At 39.6% G+C, this 15,420-nt stretch carries 14 protein-coding genes; 10 read left to right on the top strand and 4 right to left on the bottom strand.

The genetic code is table 11. The features are described 5' to 3' along the window. Positions 1-4 precede the first annotated feature (4 nt). Genes rsmD through TOL2_RS03280 form a run of 3 tightly spaced genes read left to right on the top strand, consistent with a single transcriptional unit; the run spans position 5 to position 1,983 of the window. Positions 5-547 carry a 16S rRNA (guanine(966)-N(2))-methyltransferase RsmD gene (rsmD, locus tag TOL2_RS03290; protein WP_014956128.1) on the top strand — a complete coding sequence of 181 codons (543 nt, stop codon included), beginning with the start codon at positions 5-7 and terminating at the stop codon, positions 545-547. A gap of 24 nt (positions 548-571) precedes the next feature. After that, positions 572-1,072: a pantetheine-phosphate adenylyltransferase gene (coaD, locus tag TOL2_RS03285; protein ID WP_014956127.1), complete on the top strand. Its 501-nt coding sequence runs from the start codon at positions 572-574 to the stop codon at positions 1,070-1,072. Between the two features lie 2 nt (positions 1,073-1,074). Continuing rightward, positions 1,075-1,983 (top strand): selenium metabolism-associated LysR family transcriptional regulator, encoded by a 909-nt coding sequence (locus TOL2_RS03280; protein WP_014956126.1) that lies wholly within the window; start codon positions 1,075-1,077, stop codon positions 1,981-1,983. On the opposite strand, the gene TOL2_RS03275 is transcribed toward TOL2_RS03280, so the two are convergent. After that, the gene (locus TOL2_RS03275) at positions 1,960-2,691 is read right to left on the bottom strand and encodes an enoyl-CoA hydratase/isomerase family protein (RefSeq protein WP_014956125.1); all 732 of its coding nucleotides are present in this window, start codon (positions 2,689-2,691) and stop codon (positions 1,960-1,962) included. The genes TOL2_RS03280 and TOL2_RS03275 overlap by 24 nt on opposite strands. Before the next feature lie 470 nt (positions 2,692-3,161). On the opposite strand from TOL2_RS03275, the gene TOL2_RS03270 reads away from it, so the two are divergent. From TOL2_RS03270 to epmA, 3 genes are read left to right on the top strand one after another with little or no spacing between them, the layout of a single operon-like run. Then, entirely contained in the window at positions 3,162-4,832 is a 1,671-nt protein-coding gene (locus tag TOL2_RS03270; RefSeq protein ID WP_014956124.1) for a hydantoinase/oxoprolinase family protein, read from the top strand. 18 nt (positions 4,833-4,850) lie between these two features. Beyond that, positions 4,851-6,161 (top strand): histone deacetylase family protein, encoded by a 1,311-nt coding sequence (locus TOL2_RS03265; RefSeq protein WP_014956123.1) that lies wholly within the window; start codon positions 4,851-4,853, stop codon positions 6,159-6,161. 47 nt (positions 6,162-6,208) lie between these two features. After that, a complete protein-coding gene (epmA, locus tag TOL2_RS03260; protein ID WP_232508048.1) occupies positions 6,209-7,075 on the top strand; it encodes an EF-P lysine aminoacylase EpmA in 867 nt (288 codons plus the stop codon). Positions 7,076-7,234: 159 nt separating this feature from the next. On the opposite strand, the gene TOL2_RS03255 is transcribed toward epmA, so the two are convergent. Next, the gene (locus tag TOL2_RS03255; protein WP_014956121.1) at positions 7,235-8,371 is read right to left on the bottom strand and encodes a DUF368 domain-containing protein; all 1,137 of its coding nucleotides are present in this window, start codon (positions 8,369-8,371) and stop codon (positions 7,235-7,237) included. Positions 8,372-8,389: 18 nt separating this feature from the next. Continuing rightward, positions 8,390-9,046 (bottom strand): protein-L-isoaspartate(D-aspartate) O-methyltransferase, encoded by a 657-nt coding sequence (locus TOL2_RS03250; protein ID WP_014956120.1) that lies wholly within the window; start codon positions 9,044-9,046, stop codon positions 8,390-8,392. 134 nt (positions 9,047-9,180) lie between these two features. On the opposite strand from TOL2_RS03250, the gene TOL2_RS03245 reads away from it, so the two are divergent. Both TOL2_RS03245 and TOL2_RS03240 read left to right on the top strand, forming a co-directional pair. Then, the gene (locus TOL2_RS03245; RefSeq protein WP_014956119.1) at positions 9,181-10,533 is read left to right on the top strand and encodes an Ig-like domain-containing protein; all 1,353 of its coding nucleotides are present in this window, start codon (positions 9,181-9,183) and stop codon (positions 10,531-10,533) included. Between the two features lie 252 nt (positions 10,534-10,785). Continuing rightward, positions 10,786-11,793, top strand: coding sequence for a potassium channel family protein (locus TOL2_RS03240; protein ID WP_014956118.1), 1,008 nt, complete (start codon positions 10,786-10,788; stop codon positions 11,791-11,793). 76 nt (positions 11,794-11,869) lie between these two features. On the opposite strand, the gene TOL2_RS03235 is transcribed toward TOL2_RS03240, so the two are convergent. Beyond that, positions 11,870-12,457: a 5-formyltetrahydrofolate cyclo-ligase gene (locus tag TOL2_RS03235; protein WP_014956117.1), complete on the bottom strand. Its 588-nt coding sequence runs from the start codon at positions 12,455-12,457 to the stop codon at positions 11,870-11,872. A gap of 177 nt (positions 12,458-12,634) precedes the next feature. Here TOL2_RS03235 and serS point away from each other — a divergent pair, with 177 nt between their 5' ends. Both serS and thrC read left to right on the top strand, forming a co-directional pair. Further along, positions 12,635-13,924, top strand: coding sequence for a serine--tRNA ligase (gene serS, locus TOL2_RS03230; RefSeq protein ID WP_014956116.1), 1,290 nt, complete (start codon positions 12,635-12,637; stop codon positions 13,922-13,924). Beyond that, positions 13,914-15,419, top strand: coding sequence for a threonine synthase (gene thrC / locus TOL2_RS03225; protein ID WP_014956115.1), 1,506 nt, complete (start codon positions 13,914-13,916; stop codon positions 15,417-15,419). The genes serS and thrC overlap by 11 nt, the downstream gene beginning before the upstream one ends. Position 15,420: the final 1 nt, after the last annotated feature.

Below are 15,420 nucleotides of genomic sequence, written 5' to 3'. Positions count from 1 at the left end.
TGATATGAGAATCATCAGCGGCAGTTGCAAAGGAAGAAAACTTTTTAAGCTTCAGGGGCGACAGATCCGCCCAACATCCGACCGCACAAGAGAGGCTGTTTTTAATATCCTGGGACAAAACATCAAAAAGGCAAAAGTGCTTGATCTTTTTGCCGGAACCGGTGCGTTGGGCATAGAAGCCTTAAGCCGAGGTGCTGAACATACCACGTTTATTGACAGGGACTGTGATATCATCCGTCAAAACCTTAATATTTGCCGGTTTGAAAAAAACTCCACGGTCATCTGTTGTGATATTTTAAAGGCAAACCCTTTTAAAAGCCTCAATGGGCAGCAATTTAATATTGTGTTCATTGATCCGCCTTATGGGAAGGGGTATATTGAACAGACCCTTGAAAAAGAATTTTTTACAGATCTGTTAAATGAGAATGGTATCATCATTGCCGAACACTCTTGCAAGGAAAGCCTTCAAATTGAACTTCCCGGCATTGACATTTACAGACAAAAAAAATACTCAAAAACAATGATTTCCTTTATAAACAAAAAATGAAAATAGAAAAAGGATAGTGCATCGATGACGGACAAAAAAAGAATAGCAATCTACCCCGGTTCCTTTGATCCTTTAACCAACGGACATATTGATATTATTGAACGGGCCCTGGATATTTTTGACCAGGTGATTGTGGCAATATTGCACAATCCTGCTAAAAAAGCTCTTTTTACCATGAAAGAAAGAGTGGATATGATCAACCAAAGCTTTAAAAACAACAAATGTGTTCAGGTAGATTCTTTTGGCGGACTTCTTGTGGATTATGCAAAAATGAAAAATGCCGTAGCCGTTATCAGGGGAATGCGTGCCATCTCTGATTTTGAAAGCGAATTTCAGATGGCATTGATGAACAGAAAACTAAACAAGGAAATACAATCTGTTTTTTTGATGACCGGGTTAAGATGGATTTTTACCAGTTCATCCATTATCAAGGAAGCAGCGCAGTTTGGCGGAGATATCACTGACATGGTTCCGGAAGCTGTCCATCAAAAAATGATGGAAAAATTTCCCAAAATAAAGGAATAAGAATGGATCTGTGGCAGCTTCATATCTTTGTGTCCGTTGTTGAGAACAAAAGTTTTTCAAAGGCATCTTGTGCTATTAATCTTTCTCAACCCACGGTGAGCAGTCACATAAAAGAACTTGAAGACCATTTCAAATGCCGCCTTTTAGACCGGCTTGGAAAAATCACGGAACCCACAAAAGCCGGAGAAATTCTTTATCAATATTCAAAAAAACTCTTAACCCTTAGAGACCAGTCAGAAGCAGCCATGAATGATTTTCTGGGCAGAACAAAAGGAAATCTTTTTATTGGCGGAAGCACTATTCCTTCCTGCTATATCATCCCAAGGCTTATCGGACCGTTTTCAAAACAATTCCCTGATATTTCCATTGAATTGACTGCCGGTGACACCATGGAGATTGTCCAAAAAATAAAAAAAGGGTCAATAGAAATTGGTATTGTGGGTGCGAAAATAGATGATCCTCAAATCAAACAGGAAAAGCTGGTTGCCGATGAGATGAAACTGATTGTTCCATATAATCATAAATGGGCGGATCAAACCTTTGTTGACTGTTCAAATCTCTTTGAAGAAAGATTTATTGCAAGAGAGAAAGGATCGGGAACATGGCAATCCATACTTAAAAGTATGGATGAAGCAGGATTAAATTCAAAAAAACTCAACACAAGTATTACAATGGGAAACACTGTTTCCGTCATTCAGGGCATATTAAACCACGTCGGGATATCCATCCTGTCAACCATTGCCGTCCAGGATGATATCAATAAAGGGCGTCTAAAAGCTTTATCCGTGAAAGGTCTTGATCTTGACCGTTTTTTTTACCTGACCCTGTCAAAAAAAAGGACCTTGTCTCCCATTTGTAACAAATTCATCGAATTTGCACGACAACCCCTACATACAGACGAAACAGCCTGACGTTGACAGGGAATCAATTTGTTCTATGTCTTCGGTATCCATAACCCGGATAATATCTTTGTGCATTCTTTTTTTTAATTCGCCCAAAATTCCTCTTTTTTTCATGAATTGCTTTGCAAATGCAACCGTATCTTTTAACAGCTCTTCCTGATTAGCACTTGCTTTAACGATAACATGGTTATCTTCCAGTTCCATAGCTGTAAGACGTTTACCCGAAAGAATCATCTCATTTAATTTATATTCAGGGATGCTCTTGCGAATAATTTTAATCATACCAGAAAAAAACGGTATGTTGATATCCACTTCCGGAAAACAAAAAAATCCCTTGTCTTTTTTCATAAATCTAAAATCACAGGCACATGCCAGCATTGCACCATTTCCAAATGCGTGACCGTTAATGGCGGCAATCACTGGAACAGGCATTAATAAAATCCGTTTAAAAATTTTGTTCATACCATATAAAAATGACTTTACACTGTAAAAATCCTTATCTTTCATCTTTTGTTCCAACCATTGGATATCAATCCCCTGAGAAAAATTTTTTTCGTCAGTGGATGTTAAAACAATGGAAAAAATGGCTTTGTCTGCAAGTATTTGATCAAAACAGCGATTCATCTGAGCTACAAACTCCAAATTCTGCTTATTTGCGCCGTTGCACATATTGATGATTGCCAAAGATTCATGTTTCTTCCATTCAATGCAGGCCACAAATCACTCCTTTTAAACAAATATTTATTTTTCAAAATAAACAATGTTTTTTTATATCAAATATTTTTTATATAATGTGGTTCGGCAAAAAATTTGGCTTTCAATAATTTCGGCAGGTTATGAAAGACACACTAAAACCTAAATTACAATAAATTCAGATGATTATATTTTCATACTCTGCAGATCCCCAAAAAACACCAAACCATTGTCATATAACTGCCACGGTCAGACTTGGGCTTTCACCTTGGTTTGCCCACAACAAAGATTGAAAGACAAGGTATGCCCTTAGCAGTTATTTATAGATAAATGTAATATCTTAATAATTCAAGTTTAAAACCGATCTTTCAAGCCGCATGCCTGATAGACTTCTAAAGAAAATCTGATTGACAAGCCCTGGTTTTTCTGACAAGCTCCGCATGGTATTAAAAGTAAGTTTTGGGCTGTAATACATAAAGAATCAGGAATGCGCCATGATTATAGGATTAGATGTTGGCGGTACACATACGGATGCTGTTCTTTTAAGCAGCAACGGTATTGAAAAAAAAGTCAAAGTATCCACAGACTCTGCTGATCTTTTCAATACCATTCTCTCATGCTTTACAAAGCTTTTGGATAATATTGATCCAAAACATGTTAAACGGATCGTGATCTCGACAACACTGACAACCAATGCCATTGTCCAAAAAAATATGGAGCCGGTTGGCATAATTGTCTCGGCAGGCCCCGGGATTGATCCTCAAGCCTTTAGAATCGGAAAACACTATTATTGTGTATCAGGATCAATCAACCACAGGGGAAGAGAAAAAGCTCCGGTAAACAAAATGGAGATCGAAGATATTGCCAAAAAGCTGAAAAAATCAGGCATTGAATATGTTGGTGTGATCAGCAAGTTCTGCGTTCGAAATCCCAGCCATGAAATTCTTATCAAAAGAATTTTAAATAAATATTTTAAAAAAATATTTTTGGGCCACCATGTCTCAGGAAACCTTAATTTTCCCCGCAGGATTGTCACAACCCATTTAAATGCGGCTGTGTTTTCCCTTTATAAATCTTTTTTTGAGGCTGTCAAAAAATCCCTGGCGGAAAAAGGGCTTACCATTCCAATTCAGATCCTAAAAGCTGACGGCGGAACCATGTCCCTTGAGTCGTCCATGTCTTTCCCAGGTCAAACCGTGCTGTCCGGACCTGCCGCCAGTATTATGGGAGCGATACCTTATGCCCCTAAAAAACAGGATGCCATTGTACTTGATATCGGTGGAACAACCACGGATATTGCGTTTCTGGTTGACAAAGCCCCGTTATTAGAACCTGTGGGAATCCGCAGAGGGCAATATAAAAGTTTGATCCGATCCCTTCTAACCGATTCAAAAGGTATTGGCGGCGACAGCACAGTCAGGGTAAAAGACAAAGAATTGACCATTGGACCCGATCGACAGGGACCGGCCATGGCCTTTGGTGGACCTGAACCGACGCTTACAGACGCACTTTTTGTGCTGGGACTCATGAAGGATGGTGATCAAGAAAATGCTCAAAAAGGAATACACAATATTGCAATGGAACTGGGCCTGACCGATAAAGAAACAGCTGATAAAATTTTCAAGAAATGCTGTTCCGTCATTCTTAAAAAAACCTTTGAAATGATTGATAGACTCAATTCCAAACCAGTATATACTGTTCATGAATTTCTTGAAGGCTATAAAATAAGTCCAAGAAAAATACTCATTTTAGGAGGGCCTGCACCCTATTTTGCAAAAAAGATAGAAGAGCTTTATCATATAAAAACGATTGCCGTACCGGAATCTTCGGTGGCAAACGCCATTGGTGCCGCCCTTGCCAGAACCACATGTGAGGTTTCACTGAATGCAGATACTGAACAGGGTATTGTGACAGCCCATGAAGAAGATTTTGCAGAACCCATTTCCAAAACATATTCTGACGAGAACCTTATTGAAACGGCAACAACGCTTTTAAAAGAAAAAGCAATAAATTCTGGTGCCAATCCCGACAATCTGACTGAAGTGGAAGTGGTTGAATTTCAAAAATTCAATATTGTACGGAATTTTTCACCCAGGGGTAAAATATACAGAACAAAAATGCAGATCAAACCCGGATTGATCAAAGGATTTGAAAAGGTTTTGTAATAATTCAAAGAGGTAATAATGTTAAAGGCACACCACAAAACAGGTCTTGTATTCTTCCCCGCTTTTGACTGGGCTATTGATCCAACCCATCCTGAAAGAGAAGAAAGGCTTCTATATACCCAGGACCAGGTAATAGAGGAAGGCATCTTTGATATCAGCGGTATTATTGAATACAAGCCGGAGATTGTCACCAATCAGGATATCAGGCGAGCGCATTTCTGTGTACCCAGCGAAAAAGCCGTTACCACCGAATCCCATCTCATCAGTGCCGGTGGGGCCAAGGCCATTGCAGATGCTGTTTTAAACAAAGAAGTGAAAAACGGATTCGCCCTTGTTCGTCCTCCGGGTCATCATGCCATGAGGGTTTCCCATGGCGGCAGAGGGTTTTGCCACATCAATATCGAAGCCATCATGGTCGAGTATATCAGATCTCAATTCGGTATTAAAAAAATAGCAATTGTTGATACTGATTGCCATCACGGGGATGGGACCAATGATATTTTCTGGCATGATCCTGATGTATTGTTCATCTCCCTTCATCAGGATGGCAGAACCATGTATCCCGGCACAGGCTTTCCCGGCGAATTGGGTGGCCCCAATGCCAAAGGTTCAAATCTGAACATCCCTTTACCGCCCGGCACATCTACGGAAGGGTATCTCTATGTTATTAGAAATTGTGTGTTACCTGTTTTAGAAGAATTCAAACCTGATCTTATTGTTAACTCTGCAGGCCAAGACAATCATTATACAGATCCATTGACCAATATGAATTTTTCAGCCCAGGGATATGCAAAACTTACCACCCTTCTAAAACCGGACATTGCCGTTCTTGAAGGCGGATATTCTATTGAAGGCGCGCTTCCCTATGTGAACCTGGGCATTATCCTTGCCATGGCAGGTCTTGATTATTCCGGCGTTGTTGAACCGGATTTCAATCCTGAACGTCTTAAACAATCGGTCAGTATCACGGACAAAATCAAAAAGACCACGGATCTTGTCAATTCCTATTGGAATCAGAAAGACGAATTAAGACAAAAAGCCGGAAAGCCCGGAGAACTCCAGATCAGACACCGGGAAATATTTTATGATACAGATAATATTTTTGAACGGCAAAAAGAAAAAGTCCGAATCTGTCCGGACTGTGGTGGTTGTTTTGAGATAGATTCCAATGCCACGCCAGGACGCCATATTCTTGCCGTACATATCCCTATCAACGCCTGTAAAGCCTGTATTGAAGCAGGCTATAAGTTTTTTGACCAAGCTGATAAAAGCAAATTTGATAAAATATTTTTACAGGATCGACCAAAAGATACATATCAAACAAAGTAACATTGGATCAAAAAAAACATTACCAAAACCTGATAATAAGATCCCTTGTGATTCAAGCCATAAGGGATTTTTTTACCGGCAATCACTATCTTGAAGTCGATACGCCCATCCGGTGTCCGTCTGTTATTCCCGAAGCCCAGATTGATCCTGTAACCACTGAAGGCCATTTTCTCCAGGCGTCACCAGAACTTTGCATGAAACGGCTGTTATCAAAAGGATTTGATAAAATATTTCAGATCTGCAAATGCTTCAGAAAAAACGAACGAGGATCACATCACCTGCCGGAATTAACCATGCTGGAGTGGTATGCAAAAGATAACACCTACCTTGATTTAATGAATCAATGCAAGGGGTTAATTCAATTTATTGCGTCAAGACTGTCCCTTGGAAACAAAATCAGGTATCAGGATAAACGTATCCAATTAGCCGCCCCATGGGAAAAGCTGACTGTTGAGCAGGCCTTTGATATGTATGCGGATAAAAGCCTCAACACAGCATTGGAAGACAACAGCTTTGATGAAATAATGAGCTTTCAAATAGAGCCCTGCCTTGGGAATGCAACACCTGTCTTTTTGTATGATTATCCGGCACGCCTGGCATCATTGGCAAAACTCAAACCGGACAATCCGGCCTGTGCCCAGAGATTTGAATTTTATATGGCCGGTATTGAGCTTGCCAACGGATTTACGGAACTGACCGACCCTGTGGAACAACAGCTGAGATTTGAAAAAGAAAATCAGATCCGGATATCTCAAAATAAAGCCAAGATTCCTGTCCCGGAAAAGTTTCTCAAAGATCTTGAAACCATGCCCGATGCCGCAGGTATTGCCATGGGTGTTGACAGACTTGTCATGATTTTTTGCAATGCACCATCCATTGACCATATCGTGACCTTCACACCGGAATCGCTTTAATTCAAGGGATTGGCAACAAACAGGTAGAAAAAAACAGACATTGCAATCCATTTTGAATTACTAATGGCCATGGCAGATTGGGGTTACACAACAAAAATGAAAGTCACTGTTTGGATTTTTGAAGACTTTCATATAAAACCTGCAAAACCCAAACACTCATTAATTCACTTCTTTTTTAACAAACAAAAACATAATACTGCATCCGATAATAAAGGATGCTATTGAAAGATAAAATTCTATTCCAATGAAGGGAAGCTCATTTATATTTGTATAGACTTTTACATCTTGAACCATACGGATCACACCATCCTCTTTGATATAGTACTGCGCCATGACAATGCTTTTTTTAAAAGGCCACAACGCGAATAAAGACCCTGCCATCAACCCGATAAGAAAAGCCATTGCTGCATTATAATATCTTTTTAAAACCGCAGTGACAAGCCTTACAAATAAAAGCCCGCCCAGAATAATGCCCATTGTAAAACACCCTAAAAAAGCAACATTATCCAAGTTAAATGTCTTTAGCCCTGAGATGGCGGAAACAACTTCAAAATACTCACCCATCAAAATAAGCACCAGAGACCCGCTTATGCCGGGAAGAACCATTGCTGAAACCGCAACCGCCCCGCAAATGCCTGCATACAGATACTCATCAAACGTATATTTCCCAGTAAAAAAAAAGGCTGCACTCTCTTGTTTTTCTTTTTGAAAATCCTGTTTTAAATCCCGATTCTGTAAAGACTGGGTCTGCAAATACTTGCCTGCGTAAACATCTGATTTCATCTTTACTTTATCGTAAGGGTTAACAGCATAGGTTACATAAAGGGTCGAGATTGTACCCATCAAAACAAAAAAAATCAGATAAAACTTTTTATCCGTCAACATTTTTACAGGTATGATGATGGAAATCAGAATCAACCCGAAAAATAAAGAATAGGTAATGGAAAACTGATGAACAATCAAATATTTCATCAGGCTTGAAAGGGAAATAATAGCTGCCACCGCACCAGCCATCAACTTAAACAGAAAAATAAAATCCTTTTTTTCTAAAAATTCCATAAAAATTTTAAATGTTTGCAGTTTATCTGCTTTAAAAAAAAATTTTAGAATAAGGTGGAAAAGATAGAGAGTATTAGCTTTATTGATATTATTCAGAATGGAAAAGACACGTTCATAAATTTTAAAAATCAGAAGAAATGTACCGCCTGAAACCCCGGGAATAATATTTGCCATTCCCAGGCAAAATCCGATAAAAAGCTCTTTGACCAGTGAAGGAAGCTCAATTTGACTTTTCATCAGTTTTTTTTTAAGACCCTACTCATCCCAGCCATGCTGACCAATCAATCTTACAAATCTGCAAGCACCAAGGTTTGTTGTTTTTATTCCGTCTTCTGTCTTTTCAAGATGTAGCAGTTCCTGTAAAAAATTACTGCCCACCGGCATAATAAGACGCCCCCCGATTGCAAGCTGTTCAATCAGCGGTGCAGGAATCTGCTGGCCCCCGGCAGTAACAATAATAGCATCAAACGGACTTTCCTGTTTCCAACCCTGGGTTCCGTCGCTATATCTGGTAACAATATTATAGTATTTCAACCTGTCAAAAAGCTTTCTTGTTTGCAAAAACAAGGTATTGTTTCTTTCAATGGTATACACCTTATAGACGATCTTAGCCAGGATGGCAGCCTGATACCCTGATCCTGTACCGATCTCAAGAACTCTTTCATGGCCTTTTAACTTGAGACTCTGAGTCATCTCAGCAATAATATAGGGTTGAGAAATTGTCTGCCCCTCTCCAATGGGAAGCGGGAAATCCCCATATGCGCTTTCGACAAGGGCTTCACTGACAAACAAATGCCTTGGCACTGTTCTCATTGCCTCAAGAACCAATGGATCTGTTATTCCCCGTGACATAATCTGTTTTTCAACCATTTCACGACGCCAGCGGACAAATTTTTTAGGTTCGTCGTTCATGTATCCTTAATACCAGCAACCCATTCTTCAGTCAAGAAAATACAATTTTCATCCTCTTCTTGACAAAAACATCTGCCTATCCTACATATCCATACTATTCTATAGATTACTAAAACATTATATAAGGGGTAAAAATGAGATCAATAAAATATTTAACCATGATAATACTCGCACTGTTGATTATAACAGGCTGTAACGATGACGGAGATGTGGTCAGTAACGATGATGTAGCAGTAGATGAGATTGCCACAGGATTACCAGCTGTTATTTTTATTGACAGTATTACTCCTGAAACGATCGGTGTAGCGGGTTCCGGCATCTCAAACATATCTATTATAACCTTTTCAGTTCATGACGATTCAGGCAATCCCGTCTCTGATGATAATCTGGTTGAATTTAAAATTTCCACACCTATGGGGGGGGGAGAAAAATTATCAGCAACCGAAGCCAAAACACAGAACGGTAAGGTTTCTGTTTCCCTTATCAGTGGTACTGTTTCAGGTACAGTGGGAATTAATGCGATTTATAATGACGGTGATACTAATTTTTCAACAGAAGCAAAAGTTACTATTGTCAGCGGTCTGCCGGCTGCAGAACAGCTTGGCATAGCTATTGAATCTTTTAATATGGCGGGCGGCAGGACATTTGGACTTCAGAACAAAATTACAGCATACTTGGGGGATAGATACGGTAATGTTGTGCCGGATGGAACAAAGGTAAGTTTTATGTCCGAGGGGGGAACGATTGGAACCAGTGATGGGTTTGAAGCTTCTACTGTTTTTGGAGTTGCCGAAGCAACTTTGCAGACCTCTCCTCCAACGACTCCTTATCTGGGGGGGGTGGACGGCTCATCAAAAAGCAATCCCGGCTTATGTAGAGTGGTAGTGTATACTCCTGGAGATGAAGGATTTTATGATATTAATGGTAACAATATTTATGATGAAGGCATAGATACTTTGACTGTGGATATGAGTGAACCCTATATTGATGCCAATGACAACGGCCAGTATGACAGTGGAGAAAAATATATTGACAGCGATGGAAGCGGTTTGTTTACACAAGCCGATGGAAAATATCAGTCAAATACCATTATATGGGATAGTTTGAACGTCCTTTTTTCTGATAACCAAGCGCCACTTAATTTGACCAAAAATTTCAATATTGATAGAATCAACGGGGGGAGTTATCCATTAATCTATTACCTCGGCGATGTGTATGGCAATGCCCTGGTTGGTGGAACTACTGTTAAAATAACCACTTCAGGTACATTTAACAACGCTGAATTAACAGGAGATACCGACTTTGTTTTACCCGATTCTAATGGGCTTGGAGAAGCACATACTGTTGGCTTGTTGATAACTCCTCAAGGCACAGAAGAAGCTGACAACGGTTCTCTGGAGGTAATAGTAACCGTAACGCCTCCAACTGGTAGTAGTGTGGGTGGAAATTCCAGCGGCCCTGTAACTGACACGACGGGTCCGCTCTAAACTCAAACTGCATAAATTTTAAAAGGCTGCTCTTTACAATGGATTTTTATGCCTTAAAAAGATCAGCCTTTTGCATCATGCAATCTTATTTTGATTACCGGCATAAGGTGGAACGGTTTGAGGCTTTTGATGAAAATTTTCCAGCACATAATCCTTAGAAACAGGGCTTATCAGAAAAGCCTTGTTTCGACTGAGTGTCCTAACTCAAATCAGTAATCTAATTTTTATTCTTAAGATCTATATTTATACATCATGAATCGACTTCAGCAAATCATACGAACAATTATCATTTCCTGGGTGATGTTTTTTATGGGAGTGACCGGATATATGGTGATCGAAAAATGGAGTTTCCTTGATGCCGCCTATATGACTGCCATAACCGTTACGACAGTCGGCTTTATGGAGGTACATGAAACAAGTCCCGCCGGAAAAATATTTACCATCATCCTTATGATTGCAGGTGTCGGCTATTTTCTTTACATTACCGGTGTTATAATACAATCCATTGTTGAAGGGGAAATGCAATCAATATTGGGGAGGAAAAGATTGGACAGAAAAATCAGTAAGTTGAAAAACCATTATATTGTATGCGGATACGGCCGTATAGGGAGAGTATTGTGTCAACTGATCAAAGACGAGACCAAGGATATTGTAGTAATAGAAAATGATGATACCCTTATTGAGTCATTGGAAAAAGATAAAATGCATTACCTTCATGGGGATTCATCTGACGAAGATCTCCTGGCAAAAGCGGGCATTGCAAAAGCCTCATTTTTAGTTGCCGCACTTGGAACGGACACAGCAAATGTCTTTCTTGTCTTAACGGCAAAACAGCTAAACCCTGATATTTATATTATGGCCCGGGCCAGCAGTCCGAAGGTAAGAAAAAAACTCATGGTTGCCGGGGCTAATCTGGTTGAGTCCCCCTATGTTACAGGAGCTGTTTCCATGGGATTAAAACTATTAAGACCAAGTGTCAGCAGCTTTCTTGATATTGCATTATCCAGAAGAAGCCAGGCCATTCAAATTGAAGAGCTTTTTGTCCCGAAAAGCTCCAGGTATACCAATGTTGCATTAAAAGATTCCGGGATCAGGCAGGATTTCAATCTCATCATAATATCCATAAAAAAATCCTCTGGAGAAATGTTGTTTAACCCCCACTTTGAAACCTTGATTGAACCCCTGGACACGGTCATTGTCATGGGGAAAACACCTGACTTAAGGAAATTTGCTAAAGAAATTAACCCGGAAAAAAAATAAAAGAACTCTTCCCTGGTTCTTTTCAGGAACAGTCCTTTTATCATTAATCGCTATTTTTTATTCCGGCTGACAACAATTATATTTTATAAATCACCCGTTTATCCGTTATGATAATATCAACGGTATACTTTCTGGATTCCATCTGGATCTGATCAACAATCTGATCCTCATAGGCAAGGGATACTTTCCTGCAGGTTTCAGGCAGTTTTGTTATCAATTTGCTGTAAAAATTATTACCAAACCCAATTCGGCCACCTTTGTCGTCAAACGCAAGCCCCGGGATAATGGCAATATCAACAGCTTCCAATGATATCTTCTTGCATTTTTCAATATTTGGTTCAAGGATATCATTGGCACTTGTGATAAGATCTTTATCATAATCACTTATTTTATAAAGATTGATTGCATTTTTTGAATCGGTAAAGACCGGCAAGACAAGTCCTTTTTCTATCTGTAGCGCTTTTTTGATAATTCTTTCAGTGGGAATTTCATTACTCACCGGGGTATATAAAAACGCCAGGTGGGCTTCCATGAAATTGGCAAACTCAAAAAGTTTAGCCTCAATAATTTTATATTTTTCAGAAAGTTCTTCTTTTGTGAGCTTTGCAAGCCGTTCAGCCACCACTGCTAAATTATTATTCTTCCCATTCTTTATTTCATCCATCTCTTTGCTTCCTTATTATTACAAAAAAAATTTTAGCAAATATTATGCACAGATTGGCAATTGTCAACCTGCAATAACCATTGACTGTTTACACACCTCGTGATATCAGGTTACAATTGTTAAAGAATCTTTTAAAATAAGAACTTAGCGGATTTAAAAAAGGTAAAATAATAAAAAATGCTGGATTTAAAATATGTAAAAAATAATCTGGAAATTGTTAAAAATGGAATGAAAAAAAGAAATGCTAAACTTAACTTTGCATCTCTTTTGGAAAATGATGACAAAAGAAAAGCCCTGCTTTTAGAAATAGAAAAGTTAAGACATAAAAGGAACGTGGTTTCAGATGAGATCGCCAAAATAAAAAAATCCGGCCATGACGCTGGGCCTCTTATTAAAGAAATGAGAGATGTGTCTGAAACAATCAAAAAACTGGACAAAGAACTTTCAACCATAAAAGCACTCATCAATGAGTTTCTTATTTCCATACCAAACATCCCCCATGAGGATGTTCCCATGGGTAAAGATGATACCCAAAACCGGCTGGAAAAAACCCAGGGGCAGCCAAAACAATTTGATTTTAAAATAAAACCCCATTGGGAAATTGGTGAAAATTTAGGAATTCTTGATTTTACAAGGGCTGCCAAACTGACCGGTGCAAGATTTCCGCTCTATATTGGAAAAGGGGCAAGACTTGAAAGAGCCCTCATCAATTTCATGCTGGACATCCACACATCCCAACACGGCTACACAGAGGCTCTTCCCCCCTTTATTGTAAATAAAACCACCATGACCGGAACCGGTCAATTACCCAAGTTTGAAGAAGACCTGTTTAAAATCGAAGGCTTGGATTACTACCTGATTCCGACCTCTGAAGTTCCAATAACCAATATTTATTCCAATGAAATCCTTGACGAGTCAATGCTCCCCTGCAAATTTACAGCGTATACACCATGTTTCAGGTCAGAGGCTGGTTCATACGGCAGGGATACAAAAGGACTGATCCGACAACACCAGTTTAATAAAGTGGAAATGGTTAAATTAACAACGCCAGAAACCTCTTTTGATGAACTTCAATCTCTGCTGGCAAATGCCGAAAAGATCCTTCAGCTTCTTGAACTGCCCTATCAAGTCGTTACACTTTGCACTGGTGATTTAGGGTTTTCAGCCACAAAAACCTATGATATAGAAGTCTGGATGCCTGGCCAGGACGACCAGGGCAAATACAGGGAAATCTCCTCCTGCAGCAATTGTCTGGATTTTCAGGCCAGGCGTGCCAACATACGCTTTAGAAGAAAAGGCAATAAAAAACCGGAATATGTTCATACTTTAAATGGTTCAGGACTGGCTGTGGGAAGAACATTTGCCGCCATATTAGAAAATTATCAGCAGGCAGATGGATCGGTCTTGATTCCAGATGCTTTAATACCTTACATGGGAGGCCAAAAGGTGATTCGTCATGAAGCTTGATTTCTTTCCTGAGGATATACGACCTCATATCATACCAGAGACAAGAGAAGGGCTGTATTACAAATGCCTTGGATGTTCTGCCGAATATCCCATTGAAAAACTTTTGTATGTTTGCCCTGAGTGTAATCAGGTACTGCTCATCCAGGATCGAAATGCCGCCTCCCTACAAAAAATTCCAGGGGCTGTATGGCAAAAAATATTTGATTTCAGAAAAATGTTGAAAATCCCCGCACTCAAGGGAATTTACCGGTATCATGAATTTATCGGACCCTGCATCCCTCTGGAGTCCATTGTTTACCTTGGCGAAGGTCACACCCCCATTGTTGAAGCCAATCAAACCCTGCAAAAGAAAGTCGGGCTATCCTTTTTTTATAAAAACGACGGACAAAACCCCAGTGCATCTTTTAAAGACCGTGGTATGGCCAGTGCCGTGTCAAGCATCAAATATCTCATCGACCAAAAACTGGTATCGGATGTTATTGCCATATGTGCCTCCACGGGTGACACATCTGCTGCAGCATCACTCTATGCCTCCTATCTGGACCCTTTAATCAAATCCGCTGTTCTTTTACCACACAAAAAGGTAACGTCTCAACAATTGTCACAACCACTGGGAAGCGGCGCGCATGTATTTGAAATTCCAGGTGTTTTTGACGACTGCATGAAAATTGTGGAACATTTGTCAACCCAGTATTCAGTGGTGCTTTTAAATTCAAAAAATGCCTGGCGCATTTTAGGTCAAGAATCTTATTCATATGAAATTGCCCAAGATTTTGAATGGGATATGAAAGACAAAGTGGTGGTGGTTCCCATTGGGAATGCAGGCAATATTTCAGCGGTAATGAACGGGTTTATCAAATTTTATGAAGCCAATATCATTGACTGCCTGCCAAAAATTATAGGCGTTCAGTCAGAACATGCAGATCCTGTTTTTCAATACTACCTTGAACCTGATGAGACCAAAAGAAAATTTGTACCCGTGGATACAAAACCAAGCGTGGCCCAGGCGGCCATGATTGGAAATCCGGTTTCAATGCCAAGGGTTGTACACATTGCAAAAAAATACAATTCACTTGCCGGTCGCCAACAGGTATTCTTTGTTCAGGTAACAGAACAATCCATCATGGATTGGCAGCTTCTGGCCAATAAGAACGGACATATTACCTGCACCCAGGGTGGAGAGTGCCTTGCAGGACTTGTGAAAGCACTTGACAAAAAAATTGTCAACAAAAAAGATACCGCCATCCTTGATGCAACAGCACATGCCATTAAATTTTCAGAATTTCAGGACCTTTATTTTAACTCAAAAATTCCCAAAGATTATCACATTGATTCCGACCCGGATAAAATCAATTTGCCGTCTCTTATATTGCCTGATAATCCGAATATGGTGCCATCGCAAAAAAAACGACTTGGAGAAAAAGATTTTCAAAACTTTGTAAAAGATATTTCAGAGAAAATTGCCGAAAGATTGAGTCTAAAAGTATCTTTATGAT

The sequence above is a fragment of the Desulfobacula toluolica Tol2 genome, from assembly GCF_000307105.1.
In the GTDB taxonomy this organism is placed as follows: Bacteria; Desulfobacterota; Desulfobacteria; order Desulfobacterales; family Desulfobacteraceae; genus Desulfobacula; species Desulfobacula toluolica.
The sequence above is the reverse complement of the archived record's forward strand: the minus strand, read 5'-3'. Positions and strand labels throughout refer to the sequence as shown.